Source organism: Stella humosa (assembly GCF_006738645.1).
GTDB classification, from domain to species: domain Bacteria; phylum Pseudomonadota; class Alphaproteobacteria; order ATCC43930; family Allostellaceae; genus Allostella; species Allostella humosa.
Genome location: NZ_AP019700.1, coordinates 2,079,095 through 2,104,770 on the forward strand (window position 1 = coordinate 2,079,095; position 25,676 = coordinate 2,104,770).

Genomic DNA, 25,676 nt, shown 5'->3' on the forward strand with positions numbered 1-25,676 from the left:
AGTAGGGGCGCCGGCAGCGCCCCTTCTTTTCAGGCCGGTCAGGCCGGCAGGGCGGCCGTGATGATGATCTCGATCAGGTCGCCCTCGGGCATGACCGACTGCACGAACGAACGCACCGGCCCGTAGCCGTCCGGCATCCAACTGGCCCAGGCCGCGTCGAAGGCCGGCTTGTTGTCGTGGTCGGTGACGACGATCTCCGCCTTCACGATCCGCGTGCGGTCCAGCCCGGCATCCTTCAGGAAGCCGTCGAGCACGCCCAGCGTGCCCAGGGTCTGGGCGCGGATGTCCTGGCTGCGATCGGGCGAAGTCGCCACCGCCCAGAGGAAGCCGCCACCGCCCGGCAGGCGATAGATCGCCACGCGCGACTTGCTGGGCAGGGTGGCGTTGGGGATGCGGGTGATGTCGGTCATGGCGATCTCCTCCCTCAGGCGCCGGCCAGCACGTCGCGGAACAGCGCCGGGTCGACGTTGCCGCCCGAGCAGACGACGGCGATGGCTCGGCCCGCGATGTCGACCTTGCCGGTCAGCACGGCGGCCAGGCCGACGGCGCCGCCCGGCTCGACCACGATCTTGAAGTGGCGGAAGGCGAAGCGCATCGCGTCGGCCACCTCGGCGTCGGTGACGACCAGGCCGCCGGCCAGGCGGCGGGCGTTGATGGTGAAGGTGATGCGGCCAGGGGTCGACGCCAGCAGCGCGTCGCAGAAGGAGCGGGCGGCGGGGTCGTTCTCGATCCAGTCGGCCGCGGCCAGCGAGCGCGTGGTGTCGTCGAAGCCGGCCGGCTCGCAGCAGAAAACGGGCGTGCCGGGGCTGCGCGCGGCGATCGCCGTGGACACGCCCGCGACCAGGCCGCCGCCGCCGGCCGGCACCAGCACGGCATCCAGCTTCACGCCGCGGGCAGCCGCCTGCATCGCGATCTCCAGGCCGATCGTCCCCTGGCCGGCGATCACGTTCGGTTCGTCATAGGGGCGGATGATGGTGCCGCCGCGCTCGGCCGCCAGCCGCTCGCCGATCTCCTCCCGGCTTTCGGTATAGCGGTCGTAGAAGACGACCTCGGCACCGTAGCCGCGCGTGTTCTCGACCTTGATGGCCGGGGCGTCCTCGGGCATCACGATGAGGGCGGGCACGCCCATGGCCTGGGCCGCGGCCGCCAGGCCCTGGGCGTGGTTGCCCGACGAATAGGTGACGACGCCGCGCGCGCGGACCTCCGGCGCCAGGGCGGCCACGCTGTTGTAGGCGCCGCGAAACTTGAACGAGCCGGTGCGCTGCAGCATCTCGGCCTTGATCAGCAGGCGCCCGCCCAGGATGGCGTTGGCGGCCGGGACTTCCAGCAGCGGGGTCTGCACCGCCTCGCCGCGGATGCGCTCGGCCGCTTGCTCGATGGCCGAGATGTCGGGGGCGCCGGCCGCCAGCGGCGGCAGCCGCTCGGGCGGGATGGCGGTCATGGCGGCGAGCGGGGCGGGCGCGTTCATCGGTTCCTCCGGTGCGGGCGGCGGATCTGGTCGGGGGCGGCCCTCGGCGGCATGGCCGCCGGATCTTACAGGGCGAGAAGGTGGGGCAGTTCGTCGAGGCTGGAAACCCGGGCCGCCGGCGTACCGGGCAGGCCCTCGGCCGGCTGGCGCGTCCGGTCGATATGGACGGCCTGGAAGCCAAAGCTGGCGGCGCCGGCCACGTCCCAGCCATTGGCCGAGACGAAGCAGACCTCCGCCGGCTTGCAGGCAAAGCGCTCGCACGCCAGGGCATAGACCGACGGGTGGGGCTTGTAGACCGCGACCGGATCGACCGACAGGACGGCGTCCAGCAGGCGCCCGATGCGGGCGGCCGACACGGCCGCGGCCAGCATTGACGGGCTGCCGTTCGACAGGATCGCCGTCGGCCGCCCGGCTGCCTTCAGGCGGGTCAGCATGGCGTGGGCGTCGGCATAGGCGTCGAGTTCCAGGTAGCTCGCCATCAGCCGCGCGCGCAGGCCGGGATCGGCGATCGCCAGCGCCGCCATGGCATGGTCGAGGGCGGCCCCGGTCACGTGCCAGAAATCCTCGTAGCGCCCCATCAGGCTGCGCAGCCAAGTGTATTCAAGCTGCTTGCGGCGCCACAGCTCGGTCAGCGGCCCGGCATGGCCGCCCAGCAGGTCGCGCCAGCGATTGGCGGCGGCCGCGACGTCGAACAGCGTGCCATAGGCATCGAAGACGCAGACGCGCGTGCCGGCCAGCGCGGTGGCGGCACTCATCGCCGCAGGTCCGCGGAAAGCGCCACGGGCGTGCCGGGGCCGGCCAGCCGCCAGCGATAGACCTGAAGGTTCTCCATCACCCGCTGCACATAGTTCCGGGTTTCGTTGAAGGGGATGCTCTCGACCCAGTCGATCGGGTCGACCCCGCCGTTGCGCGGGTCGCCATAGGTCTGCACCCACTGGCGCGAGCGTGCCGGCCCGGCATTGTAGCCCGCCACCGCCAGGATATAGGAGCCGTTGAAGTCGCGGATCTGGTCGGCCAGGTAGCGGCTGCCGAGCGCCACGTTGTAGGCGGGGTCGGCGGTCAGCCGCTGGTCCGAATGATTCTCGACCATCTGCTTGGCTAGTTGCCTGGCCGTCCCCGGCATCAACTGCATCAGCCCGCGCGCGCCGGCCGAGCTGACGGCGTAGGGGTCGAACATGCTCTCCTGGCGGATCACGGCATTGACGAGGGCGGCCTCGGTCTCGGCGTCGACCGGGGTCGACTGCACCGGGAAAGCCGCGGCCGGCAGGTGGATGCCGTCATAGCCCGCGCGCTTGCCGGCCAGCACGACCAGGTTCGCGTACCCGCTGCGCTGGGCGAGTGATGCCGCCAGCGCGTGCTCGGCCGGGGTCTTGGCGTCGAGCACCAGTCGGCTGACGAAGGTGCGCGCGGTGCGCGCGTCGCCGATCGCCAGCAGCAGCTCGGCGGCCACCGCCGGCTCGCGCGCGTTGAAGGCGGCGATCTCGGCCGCGGTCGGCTCGGCGGTTGCCACCGTCACCCAGTCGGGCGCGGTGGTCAGGCCGATCCGCTCGGCCGCGAGCTGGCCGTAATAGGTCGTCAGGTAGCGCGCGGCCTCCTGGTAGAAGGCGGCGGCCGTGGCCCCGTCGCCCGCCGCCTCGGTCGCGCGGCCGCGCCAGTAGGCCGCCCGGGCGGAGCTGATCGGCATGTTGACCGCCGCATCCAGGCGGGCGAAGTGGGCGGCCGCCTTGGCGGGGTCGGACAGGAAGCGGAGCGCGATCCAGCCCGCCAGGAACTCGGCCTCGGCCAGGGGCGCGCCTTCGGTATAGCCGTGCGTGGCGGCCAGGGCATAGGCGTCGGCCGGCCGGCCAAGGCGCAGGGCACGGCGCGACAGCACGTTGCGCTCCACCCACCAGGTGGCAGCGCGCGCGGCCTCGGCCGGGCGGGTGACCAGGATCGCCTGGGCGCTGGCGTCGTCCTCGACCCGGCGATAGTGGCGGACCAGTTCGTAAAGCAGCTCCGGCTCGGCCCGCTCGGCATCGCTCAGCCGGGCCAGCCCGTCGGTGCCACGCCCGGCCCGCAGCTTCAGCCGCATCTCGGCCACGCGCTGGCGCGCGGGATCGACCAGGGCCAGCATGCGCTGGGCGCCCAGCGTCTCGTTCGTCCAGATCAGCCGGTCCAGGCGGTCGGCATGGTCGGCCGGGCGGATCGCGGCCGAGAATCGGGCCAGGAAATCCTTCTCCTCGTCGGCCCGGAGGCTGCCCTCGACCCAGGCCTGGCGCAGGATGGCATTGGCGTCGTCGAGGCGGTTCGACCGCAGCAGGGCCGCGCCATACGCGATGCGCCCGGCGGTGGTCTCCGGCCGGCGACGATCGAACCAGGCGATCAGGGTGGCGTCCGGCGGCGCGGGATCAAGCCGCTCTTCCACCAGCCGCGATAGCCGCTGCAGGCCGGGCCAGGACGGGTTGGCCTCGACGAAGGCCGCGACCTCGACAGGGTCGATGCGCGCCTCGTCGCGGTTCCATTCCAGCCAGCGCACCAGCTTGCGGGCGACCGGCTGCCCGGCGGCATCGGCGATGCGCCTTGCATCGGCCCAGTTGCCGGCGCGGATGGCGGCACCGGCTTCCTGCCACGACATGGCGACCGGGACGGGCAGTCCCTGGGCGCCGGCCGGGGAGGACAGCAGGAGTATGGCGGCAAGGGCCGCGGCGGGCAGGCGGGTACGGAGCTTCATGGCATGGGCCTCGACCGCCATTCTACGGACGCCGGCCGGGCTGCGCCACCCTGGTCGCGGTCCGGATTCGCGGCCACCAATCTGAGCGTATTGCGATCATTGGTATCTTTTGCCGCAACTATTTTTATGTGACATTGCCGATAGATGGAGCGCCGCAATAAAACGCGAAGAGGTTGATAGAATGGCCATCATCGGCTTCGACGATCGGCTGCGGGTCGGCCTGTTCGTCGACACCGCATACTATCCGTTCAGCACGGTCGTTAGTATCACAGCGACCTTTCCGAACGGGAAGAGCTACATCGGGTCTGGCGCCATGATCGGTGCGAACGATGTGCTGACGGCCGGCCATGTGCTGTTCTCGCCGGCAGATGGCGGATATGCAACTTCGGTTACCGTCATTCCGGGGCGGTACGGCTGGTACGAGCCCTACGGCCGCGTGACCGGCCGGAGTATCCAGGTTGACCCAACCTTTGTGGGAGAGCGGGCATTCACCTCTCTTGCAGAGAATCACGACTACGGAATCATCACGCTCAGCAGTAACCTGGGAAACTACACTGGTTGGCTAGAGACCGGTTACATCACCAATCCGTCCCAACTGGTGGGCCGGTTGGTGGAATCGATGGGCTATCCTGGCGATGCCGGCTGGAACGGGCAGTACATGGCCTATACGGCCGGGACGGTCGACAGGGCGACATTCACCCAGATGGAATTCGTGGACGACCTCGACACCTTTCCGGGCCAGAGCGGCTCGCCGGTCGTGATTTCCGAGGGCGACGACACGTACATCATCGGCGTCGTGTCGAACCAGAGTTTCTACCCGCGGACGGTGAATGGTGTGCTCGCCATCAGCGGAGAATTCTATAACTATATTTCCTTCTGGACGAAGTACAATGAGGAGACCACTGGGCCAGACTCGATCTATGGCGGTCCTTGGAACGAGACGTGGCATGGATATCAAGGAAACGACATAATATTTGGCGGAGATGGCGCGGATAGAATATTCGGTGACGAGGGAAGCGACGATATCAACGGCGCGACCGGAAATGACTATGTCTATGGCGGTGTCGGGTCTGACTTCGTTCGAGGGGGGCAGGGTGTAGACTGGGTATATGGCGACGACGGTGATGACTGGCATGTCAACGGGAATATCGGCATCGATCGCGTCTACGGGGGAACTGGGAACGACCAACTCTTCGGTGGACCCGACGCCGACACGCTGTGGGGTGGCGTAGGGGATGATCAGCTCTCCGGCGATCTCGGCAACGACGTCCTCTACGGCGAAGCCGGCCGGGACATCTTCCTTTTCGCGAGGGGCAGCGGGGTTGATACGGTCATGGACTTCGGCCCCACAACGGGCGACGTGATTCGCATTGCCTACAATGTCAACAGCGGCGGCATCACCAGCAGTCAGACCGCATTGTCACGGGTGATCGCCTCCGGATCAGGGTCCCGGCTGGAACTCGGCGCAGGAAACGCAATCGTCATAAGTGGCGTGGCGCCCAACAAGCTGTCGATCGACGACTTCTGGATCGGTTGATCCGAACGCGCGCAACTCAGCGAAGCTGCCGCACCGCGTGGGCCAGCCCGTCGAGCAGGGCGTCCACGTCGCCATCGTCGTTGTAGGGGGCGAGGCTCGCGCGCACGGTGCCGACCAGGCCGCAGCTTTCCATCAGGGGTTGGGCGCAGTGGTGGCCGCCGCGCAGCGCCACCCCATGGGTGGCGTCGACGAACTGGCAGACGTCGTGCGGGTGCAGGCCGTCGAGCGCGAAGGAGATGACGCCCAGGCGTTGCTGCAGGCCGCCCGGGCCCAGGATGCGGCAGCCTGGGATGGTGGCCAGCCCGTCCAGGATGCGGCCGGTCAACCGCATCTCGTTGGCAAGGATGGCGGGCCAGTCCTGTTCCGACAGCCAGTCGAGCGCGGCGCCGAGGCCGACAGCCTGGGCGATCGGTGGCGTGCCGGCCTCGAACTTGTTGGGGATCGGCGCCCAGCTCGACCCGGCGAAGCTGACATGGCTGATCATCTCGCCGCCGCCCATGAAGGGTGGCATCGCTTCCAGCAGTTCGCCCCGGCCCCAGAGCACCCCGATGCCGTTGGGTCCGAAGGCCTTGTGGCCTGAGAAGGCGTAGAAATCGACGCCCAGCGCCTGCACGTCGATCGGGCCGTGCGGCGCGCGCTGGGCGCCGTCGACCAGGACTTTGGCGCCGACCGCGCGCGCGGCCGCCACGATCCGGGCAAGGTCGGTGACTGCACCCGTGACATTGGAGCAGTGGGTGACGGCGATCAGGCGGGTGCGCGGCGTCACCAGCTCGTCCAGCCGGTCGAGGTCGAGGCGGCCGTCCGCCGTGGCCGGGATGACCGAAAGGCGGATGCCGCGCCGCGTCTGGAGGAGCTGCCAGGGCACGATGTTGCTGTGATGCTCCAGCATCGAGACCAGCACCTCGTCGCCCTCGCCCAGCAGGTCGCCATGCGCGCGCGCGACCAGGTTGATGGCGCCGGTCGTGCCGCCGGTGAAGATCACCTCGCGCGGGGAGGGGGCGTTGAGGTAGCGGGCGGCCGACAGGCGCGCGGTCTCATAGGCCTCGGTCGCGGCCTCGGCCAGGCGGTGGACGCCGCGCTTCACATTGGCGCGCGCGGTCGAATCATGCCGGGCCACGGCATCGATGACGAGCTGCGGCACCTGGGCCGAGGCGCCGCTATCCAGATAGTGCAGGGCCGGCCCGTCGGCCGGGGCGGCGGCGAAGATCGGGAAGAGCGCGCGGAAGCGGGCGGGATCGAAGCTCATGCGGCGGCCGTGCGTCCATTGGCTAGCTGGGCCAGCGCGTCGGGCGTGTCGACGTCGACCAGGATGCCGGCCTCGCCCGTCTCGACCTCGACCACCTGGTCGGCATGGGCGGCAAGGAGGCCGCGGGCGCCGACGTCGCCCTCGATCGCCAGCATCTCGGCGAAGAAGCGCCTGGACCAGAGGATTGGGTTGCCGCGCCGGCCGGCCACCGTCGGCACGCAGATGGCGCGGCCCTCGACCGGGTTCCAGGCGGCGACCAGCCGGTCGAGCACGGCCGGTGGCACCAGCGGCATGTCGGCCAGGCACACCAGCGCGCCGTCGATATCCTTGGGCAGGGCCGCCAGGCCGGCCTTCAGCGAGGTGGCGAGCCCGTGGGCGAAATCCGGGTTGTGGGCGAAGGCGACCGGCTGGCCGGCCAGGGCCTGGCGGACGGCATCGGGGTCGTGCCCGGTCACCACCACGACCGGCCGCGCCTTGGAGGCAAGGGCGGCTTCGACCGCGTGGGCCACCATCGGCCGGCCGTCGACCGGCACCACCATCTTGTTGGCGGCACCCATGCGGGTGGAGCGACCGGCGGCCAGCACCAATGCTGCGATGCGCGGCGCGCGCGGGGCGGCCGGCGTGCCATCCTCGGCCCGCGGCTGCGGCCGGGTCGGGATCTCGGCCAGCAGGCCGCCCGATCCCATGGCCATGATGGCGCGGCGGTCGACCGGGATGCCGGCGGCCAGCCGCTGCAGCACCCAGTCAAAGCCGTTCAGCTTGGGCGAGCGGGCGCAGCCGGGCAGGCCGAGTACGGGAACGGCACCGATCCGCGCCAGCAGCAGCAGGTTGCCGGGGTCGACCGGCATGCCGAAATGCTCGACCACGCCGCCCGCCTGCTCGATGCCGGCGGGCAGCACGTCGCGGCGGTCGACGATGGCGGACGCACCGGCGACCAGGATCAGGTCGGCGCCGGCGTCGCGGGCGCGGGCCACCGCGTCTGCCACGGCGTCGGCCTCGTGGGCGGTGCGCCACTGGTCGGCCAGGCGGCCGCCGACCGAGGACAGGCGAGCCCGGGTGACCGCGACCGTCTTGTCGAGGATGCTTTCCTTCATCCCCGGCAGCCGGGTCTGGATCAGGATCGCCGCCAGCGGCCGATAGGGGGCGAGCCGCACCAGGGCCTCGCCCGCTGCCGCCAGGACGTCCTCCAGGGCCGGGCCGGGGGCGGCGAAGGGGATGATCTTGATGGTCGCCACCATCTGCCCGGTCTCGACGGCGGTGAAGGGCGGCAGGGTGGCGACGGTGATCGCCTCGTCGACGAGGTTCAGCGCATCGAGGCGAACGGGGTCGACGGCGGTCAGCCCCGGCTCCTCGGCGAACAGGTTCACCCGGCCCGTGAATGGCGCGCTGGCCGACAGGCCGCCGCCCGCCACCCGCTCGGCGATGCGCCGGGCGGCCTCGTTCTCGGGCACGTCGTCCGGGTCGAGACGAGCCGCGATCACCTGCTCGACCCCGGCTGCCGCCAGGTCGGCGACATCGGCCTCGGTCAGCACGCGCCCCTTCTTCAGGGTGCGCGCGCCGGCCTTGCGGCTGTGCGCCAGGATGGCGCCAACGGCGTCCGCGACGGGGAAGGGGCCGAAGCGCATCGGGCCGCCCTATTCGGCCGGCTCGGTGTGCAGCGTCTGGGTGATCTTGGCCAGGATCGAGATGGCGATCTCGGCCGGCGAGATGGCGCCGATGTCGAGCCCGATGGGGGCGTCGATGCGGCCGATCTCGTTGTCACCGAAGCCCAGTGCCTTCAGCCGCTCGACGCGCGCGGCATGGGTGCGACGGCTGCCGAGTGCCCCGATATAGAAGGCGGGCGAGCGCAGGGCCACGGCCAGGGCCGGGTCGTCCAGCTTGGGGTCGTGCGTCAGCGTGACGACGGCAGTGCGCACGTCCGGCCGCACGCGCTCCATCGCCTCGTCCGGCCAGTCGGTATCGAGCGTCACCTGGGGGAAGCGGGCGTCGGTGGCAAAGCCGTGCCGCGGGTCGATGACGACCACCTGGAAGCCGCTGATGGCGGCCATCGGCACGAGCGGCTGTGCGATGTGCACGGCACCGACGACGACCAGCCGGCGCGGCGGGTTGTAGACGTTGACGAAGACCGGACCGGCAGGGGTCTCGATCGTGCGGCTGCGGTCGTCGCGGAGCGCGGCGCGGGCCGCCGCCAGGGCGGCCTCGTCCAGCTCCAGCGCGCCCTGGCTGCGATCGGGCCAGACCAGCCGCTCGGCGCCCGATGCCAAGTGCGTGGCCAGGGCCACGGGGTCCTTGGCGGCCCGCGTGCGGCGCAGGACGTCCAGCGTGTCGGTCTTCATTCGACGCGCTCGACGAAGACCTGGACCTTGCCGCCGCAGGCCAAGCCTACGTCCCAGGCCTGTTCGTTGCTGATGCCGAAATCGAGCAGGCGGGGCTTGCCGTCGCCGATGCAGTCCAGCGCCTCGCGCACGACCGCACCCTCGATGCAGCCGCCCGAGACGGAGCCGACGAAGGCGCCGGCATCGTCGACCGCCAACTGGCTGCCGACGGGCCGGGGCGAGGATCCCCAGGTGACGACGACCGTGGCCAGCGCCACGCCCTTGCCGCCGGCGCGCCAGGCTGCGGCCTGGTCCAGGATATCGGGCTCGTTCATGCGCGCGCGGCCTCCTTCCAGCGGGTGATCTCGGCGGCGTTGACCGGGGCCGGGCGGCCCAGGGCCTGGGCCAGCATGCCGAGGCTATCCAGGTTGTGGATGGGTCGAAACTCGTCGACATGGGGCATCATCGCCCGCATCCCCTGAGACTTGGGCGCGAAGGCGTCATAGCGCAACAGGGGGTTGAGCCAGATCAGCCGCCGACAGGACTTGTGCAGCCGCTCCATCTCGACCGCCAGCCCGTCGGCGGCGTCGCGATCGAGGCCATCGGTGATCAGCAGCACGACGGCACCCTGGCCCAGCACCCGGCGCGACCATTCGAGGTTGAAGCGGTGCAGTGACTGGCCGATGCGTGTGCCGCCCGACCAGTCGTCGACCATCTCGGTGATGCGGGCCAGCGCCAGGTCGATGTCGCGATGGCGCAGGTAGCGGGTGACGTTGGTCAGCCGTGTGCCGAACAGGAACGTGTGCACGCGGTCGCGATCGTTGGTCAGCGCGTGCAGGAAATGCAGCAGCATCCGCGAATAGCGCGCCATCGAGCCCGAGATGTCGCACAGCACCACCAGCGGCGGGTGCCGCCGCCGGCGCTCCTTGCGCTTCAGCGGGATGGTGCCGGCGCCCGAGCGCAAGGCCGCGCGCAGGGTCGCCCGCAGGTCGGCCCTGGCACCCCTTGGATCGGGGTGGAAGCGGCGGGTCGGCACGTCCATGATCGGCAGCCGCATGCGCGAGATGACGGCCTTGGCCTGCGCCACCTCCTCGGCCGACATCGCCTCGAAATCCATCGACTGGATCAGCTCGCGGTCGGACCAGGTGAGCGTGGCATCGATCTCGATCTCCTGCTCCTCGCGCTCGCGCGTCCGGTTGGGCCCGTCCTTGCCGTGCAGGGCCTCGGCGACGCGGCGCGAGAGCTGCTCCTGCTCCTCCTCGTCCTTGCGGCCGACATTGGGCAGCAGCAGGCCCATCATCTTTTCCAGCAGTTCCGGATTGCGCCAGAAGACGTGGAACGCCTGGTCGAACAGCTCGCGATGCTCCTGCCGGTTCACGAACACGGCATGCAGCGTCCAGTAGAAGTCGCGCCGGTTGGTCAGGCCCACGGCGGTGACCGCGTTCACCGCATCGATCACCTTGCCGGGGCCGATCGGCAGGCCCGCCGCCCGCAGCGCGCGGGCGAAATGCATCAGGTTGGGGACGAGGCTGCCGCCGAAATCGTCGCGGTCGGGCGGCCGGCGCGGGGCGTCCATCGTGCTCAGGCCGCGCCGCTGGCGGCCACTTCCGCCTTCACCTGGTTGAGGATGCGGGTGGCCTCGCTGCCCTGGATGCGGGCGATGTCGTCCTGGTACTTGAGCAGCGTGCCCAGCGTGTCGTTCACCGTGTCGCGGTCCAGCTCGAAGGCGTCGAGCTGCATCAGGGCATGGGTCCAGTCGATCGTCTCGGCCACGCCCGGCAGCTTGAACAGGTCCATCTTGCGCAGCGCCTGGACGAAGGCAACGACCTGCTTCGACAGGGCCTCGCCGGCACCCGGGCAGCGCACCTTCAGGATCTGCGCCTCGCGCGCGGCCGAGGGATAGTCGACCCAGTAGTAGAAGCAGCGGCGCTTCAGGGCGTCGTGGATCTCGCGCGTGCGGTTGGAGGTGACGATGACGATCGGCGGGGCCGGCGCCTTGATCGTGCCGATCTCGGGGATCGTCACCTGGTAGTCCGACAGGACCTCCAGCAGGTAGGCCTCGAACGGCTCGTCGGTGCGGTCCAGCTCGTCGATCAGCAGCACCGGCGGGCCGGCGGCGTCGGGTTCAAGCGCCTGCAGCAACGGCCGGCGGATGAGGAAGCGGTCGGAGAAGATCTCGTCCTCGATGCCCTCGCGCTTCGCGCCCGATGCCTCGCCCAGGCGGATCTCGATCATCTGCCGGGCATAGTTCCATTCGTAGACGGCCGAGGCGATGTCCAGCCCCTCATAGCATTGCAGCCGGATCAGCTTGCGGCCGAGGGCGGCGGCCAGAACCTTGGCGATCTCGGTCTTGCCGACGCCGGCCTCGCCCTCAAGGAAAAGCGGTCGGCCGAGCGACAGGGCCAGATAGACGGCGGTGGCGAGGCTGCGGTCGGCGACATAGTTGGCCTGGCCGAGCAGGGCCAGCGTCTCGTCGACGGAGGCGGGAAGCGACATGAGCGGATGGACCTTTCGCGGGGCAACCGGCCGCCCGGCGCAGGATGAGGCGCCGGCGGGCATGCGGCCGTTCGGGAATCTAGGGGAAAGCTAGTGGCTCGGCGGCCGGCATGCAACGCGGCGGGCGGTCAAGGTTCGCCATAGGCCTGCATTTGCCGCAGGGTGGCCTCCGGCACCCGGTGGGCGTCGGCCGCCTGGCGGGCGTCGCGCGCGATCCGGGACGCCAGGTCATCCGGCAGGTCATGCGGGCGCCCATCGACCGCGGCCCGCATCGTGGGCGTGCCGCGGTGCGGGCGATCGAGGGCGAATTCCAGGCCGTTGGCGTCGTCCGCCAGACGGGCCGTCAGGCGCTCCTGGTCGATTTCCAGCATCAGGTTGCCCGAGACGGCGGCGGCCAGGCCAAGGTTCAAGGCGGCGGCCGCCATGGTCAGCCGGCCACCGCTCAAGGCGTCGGTCGCCCGGACGGTGCCGCCGGCCGCGGAAAAGCGCGCATCCTCCAGGACGGGGCCGCCTTGGTCCAGGCGGAAGGTGACGGTGCCATCGGTCAGGGGCAGGCCCATGTCGACCAGCCCGACCGACAGGGTCTGCGGCCCGGCCGTCGTGGGCGGGACCAGCCGGTCAAGGGCGACCACCCCATTCACGCGCTCCACCCGTCCGATGGGCAGGGTCGCGGCCACTTCGCGCAGCAGTAGGCGGCCACCGCCGGACAGGCCGTCCTGGGTCCAGGCGACCTCTGCCCGCCCCGCGACCTGCCCGTGCGGGGCCTCGGCGATGGCGGCCAGCGCAGGCGACAGGCGGGTGAGGTCGCCGGCAGCACCCAGATCGAGCGGGCGCAGCCGCAGGGCCGCCCGCCCGACGCCCGGGCCGGCGGCCTCCCCTTCGATGTCGATGGCGACTGGACTGCCGCCCAGCCGGCCGGTGAAGGACAGGGCCGCCGGTCCGCCATTGCCGGACAGGGCGAGCGGCAGGGGGGCGAACCAGGGCGGGGCGGCGGTCGAGGCCAGGCTCCGCGCGGTCAGGTCGAAGCGCAGCGGGCCTTCCTCCCAATGGACCACCAGGGCCACGTCCTCTGCGCGCAGTGCGCGGGCTGGCACGACCAGGCGCGGAATGCGCAGTTCGGACCGGCCGCGGGCGCCGTCGCCGCCAAGGCTGCCGTCGATCGCGAGCGTGCCGTCCTCGATGCGGGCCGGGCCGGCCGCGGTCGCCAGCATGGTCGGCCGCAGCGCCAGGCGCAGCGCATGGACCAGGCGCAGGCTGTCGGCATCGGCGATCAGGCGCAGGGCCGGCGCATCGCCCGGCATGATGCGGGCATCCAGCGACAGCGGGGTAGCACCGCGCACCGGCCGGTCGAGGAACGCGATGCTGCCGGGCCGCGCCAGCCGCAGCGCGATGCTGCCGTCGGCCTCGGCCGCCACGTCAAAGCCGCTTTCCACCGTGAAGCGGCGGCCGTCCAGGTCGATACCGGCCAACGACGCCAGGGCCGTGCCGCCGGTGGAGACCAGGCGCAGGCGCGCACGCTCCAGCCCGCTGCCGTCGGGCGCCCGGCCGCCGGCCTGCACGTCGAGGTCGACCAGGGGCAGGGGGCCGTCGCTGCGGGCGACGGAAACCGCCCCCGCCAGCCCCTCCAGCGTCAGGCCGGGCAGGCGCAGGACCGCCTCGCGCACCTGGAGGCGCACGGCTGTGCGGCCGGCATCGTCCGGCGAGAGGCGGAACTCGCCGCCGAAGGCACCGGCGATGCTGGTGGCGACGACGGACACCGCGCCCTCGAGCGCGCCCGATGGCGTCTGTACCAGCGACCCGCGCAGGGTGGCGTTCCAGTCGCCGCCGGGCGCGCCCAGCGCGACCTTTGCCTCGCCGAATTCGATATGGGCGATGCGCAGCCCGCTCGCGGTGCGCAGCGCCGCCTCGGCCCGTGCCATCGCCGATGCCGTCTCTCGTGCGCCGCCCTGCAGCGCCAGGCCTTCCAGCGTCAGCGAGTAAAGATCGCCGCGGAGCGCCGCCAGCGGCGTGTAGCGCAGGATGACGCGCTCGGCCGATACGGTCGCCAGGCGAAGCTGCTCGATGCGTGTCTCGAACGGGCCGACCCGGCGCACGTCCAGCGTCGTATCGGGAAAGCCCTGGGCCGCGAAATGCCCAATCAGCACCCGCTCGACGATCCAGGGGGCGGCCAGCCAGCCCCCGGCCAGAAGCAGGGCGGCGCCTACCACCACCTGCCATCGGCGCCGTCGCCGGGGCGGCCGATCGCCGCCCGTGGCTTGGTCATCCTGCTGTCGATCCCCGAGCCGCATCGCCGCCTCGCTGATCCTTTGCCCGATCGCCTACACTTTGTAGTGTAGCGCAACCCCGGCATTGGACCAGCAAGACGCGTGCCCCCGGGGCAAGGGCGTCAGGCGCGTGTCAGGACAGCGCGCGCTTCATCGCGTCGCAGACGAAGGCCTGGGCCGCCACGGCGTCGTCGATCGCCGGCGTCAGGCCGAAAAAGCCGTGGATCATGCCGGCATACTCCCGCTCCTCGACGGCCACCCCGGCCGCGCGCAGGGCCGCGGCATAGCGGATGCCGTCGTCGCGCAGCACGTCGCATTCGGCCGTCACCACCAGGGCAGGGGCGACGCCGGCCAGGTCGGGGGCATGGATCGGCGAGGCGCGCCAGTCCCGCGCGTCCTCGATCCCGTTCAGGTAGTGGCCACGGAACCACTCCATGGCGCCGCGCGTCAGCATGCCGAAGCCCGTGGCATAGCGCTCGAAGCTGTCACCGGTCAGATGGTAGTCGGCAACCGGGTAGATCAGCGCCTGCAGCCGGATCGCCGGCCCGCCGGCATCGCGCGCCATGAGCGCCACCACGGCTGCCAGGTTGGCCCCGGCGCTGTCGCCGGTCACCGCGATGCGGGTGCCGTCGGCGCCGAGGCCGGCCGCCGCCCCGGCAATCCACAAGAGGGCGGCCCAGGAATCCTCGACCGCGGCGGGAAAGCGGTTCTCCGGCCCCATGCGATAGTCGACCGAGAGCACCAGCGCCTCGGCCCCGGCGCAGAGATTGCGGCAGATGACATCGTGGGTGTCGAGATTGCCGATGACGTGGCCGCCGCCGTGGAAATAGACCACGACCGGTAGCTTTCCGGCCGCCGATGGCGGCCAGTAGAGGCGCACGGGGATGCTGCCGGCCGGGCCCGGGATGGCGCGATCCTCCGTGCGGCCGATCGCAGCCGGCACGGTGCCGCGTGCCTTGATCATCGTCTCCATCTGCAGGCGCCCTTCCGCGGGCGTCAGCGATTCCAGCGGCGGCAGGTTGGCCTCGGCCAGCGCCTTCAGCGCCTGCTGGATCTGCGGATGCAAGCTCATTTGCTTCCCCTCCTGTGCCCGGCCGTCTTCTGCCCGGCCGGGCGTGGGTCGAACGGAACGACGGTACCGTCATCCAGGATATCGCGGGTGATGTAGCCATAGAACACCGGCGGTATCGGCCGGCGCAGGATGTTGAAGCCGACCAGCAGCATCTGGCTGCGCACGGCCGCCTCCGCCTCGTCCGGGTCACCCGCGCGGAACAGGCGCATGAAGCAGTCGTAGCAGAGGAGGATGCGCGACAGGGCGAGGTGCGGCCGCCCCAGGCGGCGGACATAGATGTCGATCAGCCCGTGCATCGCCGACCAGGTGCGGAACAGCGCCGAATTGGCCGAACGATACATCCCTTCGTGGAAGATCCAGTGCTGGTCGAAGAAGGTCTGCGCGTCGTCGGCGGCGACGGCCGCCCGCATCTCCTCCAGCGTGGCCTCCAGCCGGGCGAACAGGGCTTCGTCTTTGCTGGCCGCCATCTGGCGCGCCACCATGCCGCTGACGACAGCGCGCATCACGATCATATCCTGCATGTCGTCGGCGGTGGGATCGACCACGAAGGCGCCGCGGCCGGGCTGGATGTCGACGAGGCCTTCGGCGGCCAGCGTCTTCAACGCCTCGCGCAGCGGTCCGCGGCTGATCTGGAACTGGCCGGCCAACTGGGTTTCCACCAGATGGGCGCCGGGCGCCAACTGCCCAGACCAGATCGCCGCCTCGAGCAGGGCCTTGGCCTTCGCCGCCAGGGACGGCGTGCGCGCGATTTCCTGGAATACGGCCATTCGCTGCTCCCGATCCTGCCGCCCGAGTGTTGGTCCTTCGATAGCGCATTTGTCGGCTGTCAACAATTGACGAAGGCTTTGGCCCAGGCATATTGTTCGAACAAGTAGACCGATGAAGGCCGCGTTGCAGAAGCGGCCGCCGCGGGCGAGGAGGAAAGCTGATGAAGGGCGTGGTGTTCGCCGGCGACCGTACGGTCGAGTTCCGGGAGTTTCCCGACCCGACGCCGGGACCGGGCGAGGTGGTGCTGGAGATCAAGGCCTCCGGCATGTGCGGCAGCGATCTCAAGATGTATCGCGCGGCACCCGGCGAGGCGGCCCGGGCGCTGGGCATCGGCGAGACCGGGGCGGTGATTGCCGGTCATGAGCCGTGCGGCGTCGTGGCCGCGGTCGGTGCCGGCGTCAGCGAGCGGCAGGCGCGCGTCGGCCAGCGCGTCATGGTCCATCACTATCGCGGCTGCGGCGTCTGCCCCCATTGCTCGACCGGCTGGATGCAGCTCTGTGTCGATGGCGTGGCCGAGGTCTATGGCGCCACCGGCCATGGCGCCCATGCGCCCTACATGAAGTGCCCGGCGCGCACGTTGGTGAACCTGCCCGACCAGCTATCCTTCGCGACCGGCGCCGCCATCGCCTGCGGCACCGGCACAGCCTGGGGGGCCCTGCAGCGGCTCGACCTGAAGGGCGACCAGACCATCGCCATCTTCGGCCAGGGGCCGGTCGGCCTGTCGGCGACGCAGTTGGCATCGGCCATGGGTGCCCGCGTGATCGCGCTCGACATCAGCGACGAGCGCCTTGGCCGGGCCAAGAGCTTTGGCGCCGACGTGGTGATCAACCCGGCCCAGGTGCCCGACGTGGTGGCCGCCATCCGCGACGTCACCCACGGGCTGGGCGCCCACGCCACGCTGGACGCGTCCTCTTCGTCGGCCGCCCGACGGCAGTCGGTGCAGGCCGTGCGCACCTGGGGCAAGGCGTGCTTCGTCGGCGAGGGCGGCAACGTCACGCTCGACGTCAGCCCGGACCTGCTGCGCCGCCAGGTCACGATCATCGGCTCCTGGACCTTCTCCACCGTCGGCCAGGCCGAATGCGCCACCTATGTCGCCGACCGCGGCATCGACGTGGACGCGCTGTTCACCGACCGGTGGAAGCTGGAGCAGGCCGAGGAGGCCTACCGGCTGTTCGACCAGCAGACCGGCGGCAAGGGCGTGTTCCTGTCCTGAGCGCCGGCCGGCAATCGCCCGCGACCAAGCAACGAAATCATGGGGAGGGATGTGCCAATGCTTCGAGCCATCGCACGGACGGCCATCGTGTGCGGCCTGGCGGCCGCCGGTGCCACATCGGCCGGTGCGGCCGAGAAGATCGTCTATGCCAGCTACATGTCCGAGGTCTACACGGTCAGCAAGACCGACCTCTGGATGATGGGCGAGATCGAGAAGCGGTCCAACGGCGAGATCAAGTTCGAGAAGTATTTCAGCGGCTCGCTGCTGAAGGCGCCCGACCTCTATCCCGGCCTGCAGAGCGGGGCGGCCGACATCGTGCTGGGCACGCCCGCCGCCTATAACCGGGCGGACTTCCGCCTGTCGAACGTCGTCCTGCCCTACATCTCCTCCAAGGCCGATGCCGTGGGCAAGGCGTTGACCGAGCTCTATGCCGGCAACGCCGCCTTCCGGAAGGAGTATGAGAGCCGCAACGCCCACGTGCTCTACATCGTCCCCTGGGCCGAGAACACCTTCTGGAGCAGCAAGCCGCTAGCCAAGGCCGACGACTTCAAGGGCCTGAAGGTGCGCAGCGTGCAGGCCGTGGCCGATTCGGTGAAGAAGCTGGGCGGCACGCCGGTCACCATGGCTTGGCCGGAGGCGCTGGATGCGCTGGGCCGTGGCGTGGTCGACGTCGTGTCCTCCTCGCCCTTCGATTCCTCGGTGCTGGGCGGCATCCACGAGTCCGCCAAGGTCGGGTCGGACGGCGGCGACATGGGCATCTTCTCGTTCGCCGCCACCTCCATGAACCAGCAGCGCTGGAACAAGCTGAGCCCGGCGCACCGCAAGATCATCACCGAGGTGGCCGCCGACGCGCCGGCCCGCTTCATCGCGGACCTGGATGGCGAACTGAACAAGGCCGTCGACAAGCTCTGCGCCCACAAGGGCGACCTGACCATCAGCCTCTTTTCCGAGGCCGAGCGCGCCAAGGTCCACAAGATCGCGGCCGAGCCGGTGCACGCCGAATGGGTGAAGTGGGCGGCCGAGACCAACAAGATCGACACCGCCGCCGTCCTGAAGGACTACATCGCCCTCGTGCGCAAGCACGAGGCCACCTCGACCTGGCAGTCGGGCTTCCAGCGCTACGCCGCGCGCAACTGCGGCAAGCGCTAGGCAGCATCGGGGCGGGCAGGTCCGATCGGGTCTGCCCGCCTCATCCGGCATCCATGCAGGGTGGGAGCTTGGGCGATGGGGATGCTGTCTCGTACGATCCAGCGGCTGGCACTCGGCCTCGGGATACTGAGCGGCTTCGGTACCGTGGTGATGATGCTTCTCATCGTCGCCGACGTGGCCGGCCGGACCTTCTTCAACGTGTCGCTGCCGGGCAGCAGCGAACTGGCCGAACTGCTGCTGGTCGCCATGATCTTCCTGGGGCTGGCGGCCGCCCAGCAGCGGCGCGAGCACTTCAACATCGAACTGGCAACGCAGTACCTGCCGCCGCTGGTCAAGCAGGTGGTGGCGCTGGCCGGCTGGGTGATCAGCCTGGCCGTCGTGGGATTGCTCGCCTGGCTCAGCTCCAAGCAGGCCTGGACCGCCTTCCTGCGCGATGAGGCCAGCTACGGCATCATCGCCTTTCCGATCTGGCCGGCCCGCATGCTGATCGCCTTTGGCCTGGCCCTGCTGGCGGTGCAAATCCTGCTCGACATAGCGGGGACGCTGCGGCCACGGCCGGCTGCCGGCGACCTCGCCCCGCAAACCTCTCGCCACGAATAGGCCCCGGCCGATGGAACTCCTTATTCCGGGCCTGATCATCATTGGCCTGCTGCTGGCGCTGCTGACTTTCGGCGTGCCGATCGCCTTTGCGCTGGCCGCGGCTGGCATCGTCGGCCTGGTCATGGAACGGCCGTGGCGCGGCATCGAGTTCCTGCTGTCGACCTTTGCCTACGCCAACACCGCGCATTTCGCCTATGTCGTGCTGCCGCTGTTCCTCTTCATGGGGCACATGGCCTTCTCGGCCGGCCTGTCGCGGCGCGCCTTCCAACTTGGCCAGCAGCTCCTTGGCCGATTGCCGGGCGGGCTGGCGGCGGCCACCATCGTCGGCTGCGCGGCCTTCTCGACCATCTGCGGCTCCAGCGTCGCCACCGCGTCGACCATGGCCAAGGTGGCGCTGCCGGAGATGCTGCGCCATGGCTACAAGCAGCGGCTGGCCGCCGGCTGCGTGGCCGCCGGCGGCACACTGGGCGTGCTCATCCCGCCCAGCGGCATCCTGGTGATCTATTCGATCATCACCCAGGTCTCGTTGCTGAAGCTGTTCCTGGCGGCGTTCATCCCCGGGCTCTTCACCGCGATCGTCTACATCGCCGGCATCTGGCTGATGGTGAAGCGTGACCCGTCGCTGGCGGGTCCGCCGGTGACGGAACGCTATACCTGGCGCCAGAACGGCCGGGCCTTCGTCCAGTCTTGGGAAGTGCTGCTGCTGTTCGCCGCCGTCACCGGCACCATCTATCTGGGCATCGCCACGCCGACCGAGGCGGCCGCACTGGGCGCCTTCTTCGCGCTGATGGCGGTCCTGCGGCGGCCGGGCCGGTGGAAGAACCTGGGCGATGGCCTGCGCGAGACGGGGTCGGCCACCTGCTCGATCTTCGCGCTCATCATCGGTGCCGGCCTCTTCAGCCTCGGCCTGTCGACGACGCAGTTCCCGACCCACCTGGCGACGATGGCGGCCGGGCTCGACCTGTCGCCGACGATGATGATCGTGCTGATCCTGCTGCCCTACCTGATCCTCGGCATGTTCCTGGACGGGATCTCGATGATCCTCATCACCATGCCGATCGTCTTTCCGATCGTGACCCATGTCGGCTTCGATCCGATCCTGTTCGGGCTGCTGGTGACGAAGGCAGTCGAGATCGGTGCCATCACGCCGCCGGTCGGCCTCAACGCCTTCGTGGTGAAGAGCGCCGCTCCGGAGCTGTCGCTGAGCGAAGTGTTTCGCGGCTGCGTGCCGTTCGTGTTCATGGAACTGTTCATCGTCGCCGTGATGATCGGATTCCCCGACCTGTCGCTGTTCCTGGTCCGCGACTAGGGCCGGCGGCAGGCGCGCTATCGAGAGGAGAAGGCAGAGATGGCCCAATCGGAAACCGTGCGTCCGCTGGACGTCGTCATCGTCGGCGCCGGCCTGGGCGGCCTCTACGCGCTGCACAAGCTTCGCGGCCTGGGAATGACGGTGCGCGTGTTCGAGGCCGGCAGCGGCATCGGCGGCACCTGGTTCTGGAACCGCTATCCCGGCGCGCGCTGCGACATCGAGAGCATGGAGTATTCTTACTCCTTCTCCGACGAGCTGCAGCAGGAATGGAAGTGGCCGGAGCGCTACGGCACCCAGCCCGAGATCCTGCGCTACATCGAGCATGTCGCCGACCGCTTCGACCTGCGCCGCGATATCCAGCTCAACACCCGCATCGCCGAAGCGCGCTTCGATCCGGACGCCAACCTGTGGACCTTGCGGACCGCGGCGGGGGAGGCGGTCCAGGCGCGCTTCTGCGTCATGGCGACCGGCAATCTGTCGACCCCGCGCGTGCCCGACTTCAAGGGCATCCATGACTTCAAGGGCGACTGGTACCATAGCGGCCTGTGGCCGGCCGACGGCGTGGACTTCACCGGCAAGCGGGTCGCCGTCGTCGGCACCGGCTCGTCGGCCATCCAGATGATCCCGCTGATCGCGCAGCAGGCGAGCCACCTCTACGTCTTCCAGCGCACGGCCAATTTCAGCCTGCCGGCGCAGAACCGGCCGATGGACCGCCAGTACGAGCAGTCCTTCAAGCAGTCCTATCCGCAGCGCCGGCAGGAGGCGCGGCAGACCGGCTTCGGCGTGTCGGGCTATCCCGTGCCGACCCAGTCCGCGCTCGAGGTCAGCGCCGAGGAACGCCGGCAGAAGTACGAGGCGCTGTGGGCACGCGGCGGCAGCATCGGCTTCCTGTCCTGCTACTCGGACTTCCTGGTCAACCCGGAAGCCAACGAGACGGCGGCCGAGTTCGTGCGCGACAAGATCCGCGGTCTCGTCCGCGACCCGGCGGTGGCCGAGCTGCTGACGCCCAGGGACCACCCGATCGGCACCAAGCGCCTGTGTCTGGATAGCGGCTACTACGAGACCTACAACCGCGACAACGTCACCCTGGTCGACGCGCGCTCGGCGCCCATCCAGGAGATCACGCCGGCCGGCATCCGCACCAGCGAGCGGGAATACGCGGTCGACGCGATTGCGTTCGCCACCGGCTTCGACGCCATGACCGGCGCGCTGCGCGAGATCGACATCCGCGTCGAGGGCGGGCCGGCGCTGGCCGATAGCTGGCAGGGCGGCCCGCAGACCTATCTTGGCCTGACGGTGCCGGGCTTCCCCAACCTCTTCATCATCACCGGCCCCGGCAGCCCGGGCGTGAAAAGCCAGATGATCCACTCGATCGAGCAGCACACCGACTGGGTGGCCGATTGCCTGGCCCACCTGCGGGACCATGGGCTGTCGCGGATCGAGGCCCGGCCGGACGCGGGCGAGGAGTGGGTGGCCCACGTCAACGAGGTCGCCAACAGCACGCTCTACCCGCTCGCCAACTCCTGGTATGTCGGCGCCAACATCCCGGGCAAGCCGCGTATCTTCATGCCCTATGTGGCGGGCGTCGGCGTCTATCGCCAGAAATGCGACCAGGTGGCCGCGGCGGGGTACGAGGGGTTCGAGCTGAGCCGCTGACGCACGGATCACCCCAACCGGATGCAGCGCGCGGTGTGGTCCGGACCCAGCTCAACCGGGTCCGGCACCGCAACGCGGCAATCGGCGATCGCGCGGGTGCAGCGCGGCTGGAAACTGCATCCGCCCGGCAGGGCCGACAGGTCGGGTGGGGATCCGGGGATCGGCTCCAGGCGGAGGCCGCGGCGCGAGCCATGCACGGTCGAGTTCAGCAGGCCTAGCGTGTAGGGGTGGCTCGGCTGGTCGATCACGGCCTCTACCGTGCCGTTCTCGACGAAGCGGCCGGCATACATGACCGCCAGCCGGTCGGAGATCTCGACCGCCACGCCGATATCGTGGGTGACGAAGACGACCGCCATGCCGAGTGCCTGCTGCAATTCGCGCAGCAGCAGCACGATCTGGATCTGCACGGTCACGTCCAGCGCGGTCGTCGGTTCGTCCGCCAGCAGCACCTGCGGCCGGCAGGACAGTGCCAGCGCGATCATCGCCCGCTGCCGCATGCCGCCCGACAGTTCGTGCGGATAGGCGGCCAGCCGCCGCTTGGCGGATGGGATCTGCACCAGTTCGAACAGCTCCAGCGCACGACGGTTGGCGTCCGCCCAGCCGACGCCTTCATGGCGGACCACCGTCTCGGCGATCTGCTCGCCCACCGAAAAGACCGGGTCGAGCGCCAGCATCGGTTCCTGGAAGATCATCGCCACGCGCTTGCCGCGCGCGCGGTCCAGCTCGCCCGGGGCCAGCGCCAGCATGTCGGTGCCGCCGATGCGCACCTGGCCGCCGATCACCGTCCGCTCGGGCGGCAGCAGGCGCATGATGGCGCGCAGCGTGACCGACTTGCCCGAGCCGGATTCGCCGAGGATGCCCAGTACCTCGCCCGGCGCCAGGCCGAACGAGACGCCGTTCACCGCGGCGATCTCGCCGTGGCGCTGGCGGAAGCGGACGGTGAGGTCGCGGACCTCGAGCGCCGGCTTGTCCGTCGCGATGGGAGGGGCCGTCATGGGCCGCTCGCGGCCGGGTGGCCGCTGGCCGGGTCCAGCATGTGGCAGGCGACGGCCTGGCCGGCCCCGAGGGCCGGCCGGTTGGCCAGGCGCGGCTCTACCGCCGCGCAGACCGGATCGGCATGGATGCAGCGGGTGCGGAAGCGGCAGCCGGACGGCGGGTCGATCGGGTTGGGTGGGTCGCCCGTCAGCGGGGCCTTGGCCGTCCGCCGGCGCGGGTCCATCGAGGGCACGGCCGATAGCAGGGCGACCGTATAGGGGTGGCGCGGGGCGGCATAGATGTCCTCGACCCGGCCGATCTCCACCACCTTGCCCATGTACATGACCATCACGCGGTCGCTGACATACTGCACGACATTGAGGTCGTGGCTGATGAAGAGATAGGTGAGGCGGAACCGTTCCTTCAGGTCGAGCAGCAGGTTCAGCACCTGCGCCTCGACCGACTTGTCGAGCGCCGAGACGGCCTCGTCGAGGATGACCAGGCGCGGCTCGAAGGCGAGCGCCCGGGCGATGTTCACGCGTTGCCGCTGACCGCCGGAAATCTCATGCGGGTAGCGGTTGGCGAAGAGCGCCGGGTCGAGACCGACGGCGGCCAGCAGCTCGACCGCGCGGGCCAGCGCCTTGGCCCGCGGCAGCCCGTGCACCATCGGCCCGAAGGCGATCGACAGCGCGACTGGAATGCGCGGGTTGAGCGAGGCGTAGCTGTCCTGGAACACCATCTGCGCCTGGCGATAGAGGTCGCGTTGGGCGAGCCCGCCCGAGACACCGACCGCCTCGCCGTCGAACAGCACCTCGCCGGCATCCGGCACCACAAGGCGCATCAGCAGGCGCGCCGTCGTCGACTTGCCGCAGCCGCTTTCGCCGACGACGCCCAGCGTCTCGCCCGGCAGCACCTCGAAATCGATGTCGTCGACCGCCTGCACCGACGACCGCGCGCGGCCCAGCAGGTTGCGGTTGACGGGGAAATGCTTGCGCAGGCCCCGGACGGAGAGGAGGGGGCCGCTCACAGCTTCACGTCCATCGCCTGGCGCAGCCCGTCCGAGAACAGGTTGAAGCACATCGAGGTGACGAAGATCAGCACGCCTGGCATGGCCGCCACCACCGGCTCCACCCACAGGGCCTGGCGCAGGGCGTTCAGCATCAGCCCCCATTCGGCATTTGGCGGGGTGACGCCGAGGCCCAGGAACGACAGTCCCGCCGCCAGGATGATCGACAGGCTGACCAGGCTGGTGGCGTAGACCAGGATCGTGCCCAGCACGTTGTTCAGCACGTGGAAGCGGATGATGGTCAGCGTGCCGGCGCCGCTGGTGCGCGCGGCGTCGACGAAATCGAGGCTGCGCACCTGGGCCGTCACCGTCTCGGAGATGCGCACGATGGGCGGGATGAAGGTGATGGTCAGCGCCACGATGGTGTTGGTCAGCCCCGGCCCCAGGATTCCGGTGATGGCGATGGCCAGCAGGATCGAGGGGAAGGCGTAGAGCACGTCCATGCCGCGCATGATGACGCTGTTGACCCAGCCGCGGGCATAGCCGGCGAGCACGCCGAGGAAGCCGCCAATCACCAGCGCCAGCGCCACCGGCAGCACGCCCGCCAGCAGCGTCATGCGGCCGCCATAGAGCAGGCGCGAATAGAGGTCGCGTCCGGTCTCGTCGGTGCCCAGCAGGTGGCCGCGCCAGCCAAAGGGCTTCAGCCGGCCCAGCACCGAGCCGCGCTGCGGGTCGTGCGTCGCCAGCAGGGGCGCCAGCAGGACGGCCGCCACGATCAGCAGCAGGATGGCGCCGACCGCCAGCGTCACCGGGTCGGCCAGCAGCTTCTCGCGCACCCGGCGCCAGTAGCCGCGCCCGGCCTCGGCCCGGCGCAGCAGGGCGGCAGCGTCCAGCGTGGTGGCCTCGCTCATCGCCGTATCCTCGGGTCGATCACCGCCTGGAGGATGTCGACCAGGATGTTGATGAAGACGAAGATCGTTGCCAGCACCAGGATGGTGGCCGACAGCACCGGCACGTCGCGGCGGAAGATGGCGAGGTTCATCAACCCGCCCGAGCCCGGCCAGTTGTAGACCGTCTCGACCAGGATCGAGCCGCCCAGCAGGTAGCCGAACTGCAGGCCGATCAGGGCCAGCGCCGGCGGGGCGGCGTTCTTGACGACATGCCAGGCGACGCGCCGGTCGCCCAGCCCCTTGGCATGCAGGCCGGCCACATACTCCTGCCCCAGGATCTCCAGCACCGTCGCCCGCACCAGCCGGCTGACCACGCCCATGGGGATCAGCGACAGCGTGATGACCGGCAGGACGAGGTGGCGGATCTGCTCGATCGAGGAGGGGAAGCCGCCCGGCCCCATCCCCTGAGCGGGCAGCCAGTTGAGGATGACGGCGAAGATCGCCACCAGCACGATGCCGGTCCAGTAGTGCGGCAGGCTGACGCCGGTGATGGCAATGGCCGAGAAGAGGCGGTCGAGCCAGGTGCCGCGGGCTGCGGCCGCTGCCGCCCCGAGCAGGCACCCCGACGAGAAGCCCAGGATGGCGGCCGGGATCGCCAGCTTCAGCGTATTGCCCAGCGCCTCCATCAGCTCGCCCGCGACCGGGCGGCCGGTGAACATCGACAGGCCCAGGTCGCCCGCCATCAGCGCCTTCAGCCACAGCAGGTAGCGGACATGGACCGGCTGGTCGAGGCCGAGGCGGGCGCGCAGCAGGGCCGCCACCTCGCGCGGGGCCTCAGGCGGGATCAGGATGTCGGCGGCGTCGCCCGGCACCATCTGCACCAGGGCGAAGACGACGATCGTGACGCCGATCAGGACCGGCACCGCATAGGCGACCCGGCGGAGGATGAAGACGAACATGTCTGGCGGCTCGGCCCGTCAGGAAGGGGCGCCGGCGGCTGCC

General features: G+C 70.2%; 23 protein-coding genes. 6 read left to right on the plus strand and 17 right to left on the minus strand.

Annotated elements, in window-relative coordinates; genetic code table 11:
• Nucleotides 1-38: 38 nt before the first annotated feature.
• From STVA_RS09750 to STVA_RS09765, 4 genes are all read right to left on the minus strand, one after another.
• The gene (locus STVA_RS09750; RefSeq protein ID WP_197735837.1) at nucleotides 39-410 is read right to left on the minus strand and encodes a RidA family protein; all 372 of its coding nucleotides are present in this window, start codon (nucleotides 408-410) and stop codon (nucleotides 39-41) included.
• A gap of 14 nt (nucleotides 411-424) precedes the next feature.
• Entirely contained in the window at nucleotides 425-1,468 is a 1,044-nt protein-coding gene (locus tag STVA_RS09755; RefSeq protein ID WP_245978124.1) for a threonine ammonia-lyase, read from the minus strand.
• Between the two features lie 65 nt (nucleotides 1,469-1,533).
• Nucleotides 1,534-2,223 (minus strand): haloacid dehalogenase type II, encoded by a 690-nt coding sequence (locus tag STVA_RS09760; RefSeq protein ID WP_123687777.1) that lies wholly within the window; start codon nucleotides 2,221-2,223, stop codon nucleotides 1,534-1,536.
• Nucleotides 2,220-4,178: a lytic transglycosylase domain-containing protein gene (locus STVA_RS09765; protein ID WP_142235720.1), complete on the minus strand. Its 1,959-nt coding sequence runs from the start codon at nucleotides 4,176-4,178 to the stop codon at nucleotides 2,220-2,222. Before STVA_RS09765 ends, STVA_RS09760 begins: the two co-directional genes overlap by 4 nt.
• A gap of 181 nt (nucleotides 4,179-4,359) precedes the next feature.
• Here STVA_RS09765 and STVA_RS09770 point away from each other — a divergent pair, with 181 nt between their 5' ends.
• Complete coding sequence (locus STVA_RS09770) at nucleotides 4,360-5,715, plus strand: trypsin-like serine protease (RefSeq protein WP_123687779.1); 1,356 nt, start codon at nucleotides 4,360-4,362, stop codon at nucleotides 5,713-5,715.
• Nucleotides 5,716-5,731: 16 nt separating this feature from the next.
• Here the strand turns inward: STVA_RS09770 and STVA_RS09775 are convergent, their stop codons facing one another.
• The 9 genes from STVA_RS09775 to STVA_RS09815 form a co-directional block, all read right to left on the minus strand.
• Nucleotides 5,732-6,961 (minus strand): aminotransferase class V-fold PLP-dependent enzyme, encoded by a 1,230-nt coding sequence (locus STVA_RS09775; protein WP_123687780.1) that lies wholly within the window; start codon nucleotides 6,959-6,961, stop codon nucleotides 5,732-5,734.
• On the minus strand, nucleotides 6,958-8,586 hold the full coding sequence (locus tag STVA_RS09780) for an NTP transferase domain-containing protein (protein WP_123687781.1): 1,629 nt from the start codon (nucleotides 8,584-8,586) through the stop codon (nucleotides 6,958-6,960). The genes STVA_RS09775 and STVA_RS09780 overlap by 4 nt, the downstream gene beginning before the upstream one ends.
• Before the next feature lie 9 nt (nucleotides 8,587-8,595).
• On the minus strand, nucleotides 8,596-9,297 hold the full coding sequence (locus tag STVA_RS09785; RefSeq protein ID WP_123687782.1) for an XdhC family protein: 702 nt from the start codon (nucleotides 9,295-9,297) through the stop codon (nucleotides 8,596-8,598).
• On the minus strand, nucleotides 9,294-9,611 hold the full coding sequence (locus tag STVA_RS09790; protein ID WP_123687783.1) for an XdhC family protein: 318 nt from the start codon (nucleotides 9,609-9,611) through the stop codon (nucleotides 9,294-9,296). The genes STVA_RS09785 and STVA_RS09790 overlap by 4 nt, the downstream gene beginning before the upstream one ends.
• Nucleotides 9,608-10,852 (minus strand): vWA domain-containing protein, encoded by a 1,245-nt coding sequence (locus STVA_RS09795; protein WP_123687784.1) that lies wholly within the window; start codon nucleotides 10,850-10,852, stop codon nucleotides 9,608-9,610. The genes STVA_RS09790 and STVA_RS09795 overlap by 4 nt, the downstream gene beginning before the upstream one ends.
• Nucleotides 10,853-10,857: 5 nt before the next feature.
• The gene (locus tag STVA_RS09800; RefSeq protein WP_123687785.1) at nucleotides 10,858-11,772 is read right to left on the minus strand and encodes an AAA family ATPase; all 915 of its coding nucleotides are present in this window, start codon (nucleotides 11,770-11,772) and stop codon (nucleotides 10,858-10,860) included.
• Between the two features lie 128 nt (nucleotides 11,773-11,900).
• Entirely contained in the window at nucleotides 11,901-13,979 is a 2,079-nt protein-coding gene (locus STVA_RS09805; protein WP_142235721.1) for an intermembrane phospholipid transport protein YdbH family protein, read from the minus strand.
• A gap of 190 nt (nucleotides 13,980-14,169) precedes the next feature.
• The gene (locus STVA_RS09810; RefSeq protein ID WP_123687787.1) at nucleotides 14,170-15,108 is read right to left on the minus strand and encodes an alpha/beta hydrolase; all 939 of its coding nucleotides are present in this window, start codon (nucleotides 15,106-15,108) and stop codon (nucleotides 14,170-14,172) included.
• Nucleotides 15,105-15,875, minus strand: a complete 771-nt coding sequence (locus STVA_RS09815) for a GntR family transcriptional regulator (RefSeq protein WP_123687788.1) — start codon at nucleotides 15,873-15,875, stop codon at nucleotides 15,105-15,107. The genes STVA_RS09810 and STVA_RS09815 overlap by 4 nt, the downstream gene beginning before the upstream one ends.
• A gap of 161 nt (nucleotides 15,876-16,036) precedes the next feature.
• Between STVA_RS09815 and STVA_RS09820 the strand changes: the two genes are divergently transcribed.
• The 5 genes from STVA_RS09820 to STVA_RS09840 all read left to right on the plus strand — a co-directional run bounded on the left by STVA_RS09820 (nucleotide 16,037) and on the right by STVA_RS09840 (nucleotide 21,803).
• Complete coding sequence (locus STVA_RS09820; RefSeq protein WP_123687789.1) at nucleotides 16,037-17,089, plus strand: zinc-dependent alcohol dehydrogenase family protein; 1,053 nt, start codon at nucleotides 16,037-16,039, stop codon at nucleotides 17,087-17,089.
• Nucleotides 17,090-17,146: 57 nt separating this feature from the next.
• Nucleotides 17,147-18,238: a TRAP transporter substrate-binding protein DctP gene (gene dctP, locus STVA_RS09825; RefSeq protein WP_170216265.1), complete on the plus strand. Its 1,092-nt coding sequence runs from the start codon at nucleotides 17,147-17,149 to the stop codon at nucleotides 18,236-18,238.
• A gap of 81 nt (nucleotides 18,239-18,319) precedes the next feature.
• Nucleotides 18,320-18,838, plus strand: a complete 519-nt coding sequence (locus STVA_RS09830) for a TRAP transporter small permease (protein ID WP_170216266.1) — start codon at nucleotides 18,320-18,322, stop codon at nucleotides 18,836-18,838.
• A 10-nt stretch (nucleotides 18,839-18,848) separates the two neighbouring features.
• Complete coding sequence (locus STVA_RS09835) at nucleotides 18,849-20,147, plus strand: TRAP transporter large permease (RefSeq protein ID WP_123687792.1); 1,299 nt, start codon at nucleotides 18,849-18,851, stop codon at nucleotides 20,145-20,147.
• Nucleotides 20,148-20,186: 39 nt separating this feature from the next.
• Nucleotides 20,187-21,803, plus strand: coding sequence for a flavin-containing monooxygenase (locus tag STVA_RS09840; RefSeq protein ID WP_123687793.1), 1,617 nt, complete (start codon nucleotides 20,187-20,189; stop codon nucleotides 21,801-21,803).
• Nucleotides 21,804-21,811: 8 nt separating this feature from the next.
• Here the strand turns inward: STVA_RS09840 and STVA_RS09845 are convergent, their stop codons facing one another.
• The 4 genes from STVA_RS09845 to STVA_RS09860 are packed head-to-tail and all read right to left on the minus strand — an operon-like array spanning nucleotide 21,812 to nucleotide 25,633.
• Nucleotides 21,812-22,798, minus strand: a complete 987-nt coding sequence (locus STVA_RS09845; RefSeq protein WP_123687794.1) for an ABC transporter ATP-binding protein — start codon at nucleotides 22,796-22,798, stop codon at nucleotides 21,812-21,814.
• On the minus strand, nucleotides 22,795-23,805 hold the full coding sequence (locus STVA_RS09850) for an ABC transporter ATP-binding protein (RefSeq protein ID WP_245978126.1): 1,011 nt from the start codon (nucleotides 23,803-23,805) through the stop codon (nucleotides 22,795-22,797). Before STVA_RS09850 ends, STVA_RS09845 begins: the two co-directional genes overlap by 4 nt.
• Nucleotides 23,802-24,695 carry an ABC transporter permease gene (locus STVA_RS28085; RefSeq protein WP_123687796.1) on the minus strand — a complete coding sequence of 298 codons (894 nt, stop codon included), beginning with the start codon at nucleotides 24,693-24,695 and terminating at the stop codon, nucleotides 23,802-23,804. The genes STVA_RS09850 and STVA_RS28085 overlap by 4 nt, the downstream gene beginning before the upstream one ends.
• A complete protein-coding gene (locus STVA_RS09860; protein ID WP_123687797.1) occupies nucleotides 24,692-25,633 on the minus strand; it encodes an ABC transporter permease in 942 nt (313 codons plus the stop codon). Before STVA_RS09860 ends, STVA_RS28085 begins: the two co-directional genes overlap by 4 nt.
• Nucleotides 25,634-25,676 lie beyond the last annotated feature (43 nt).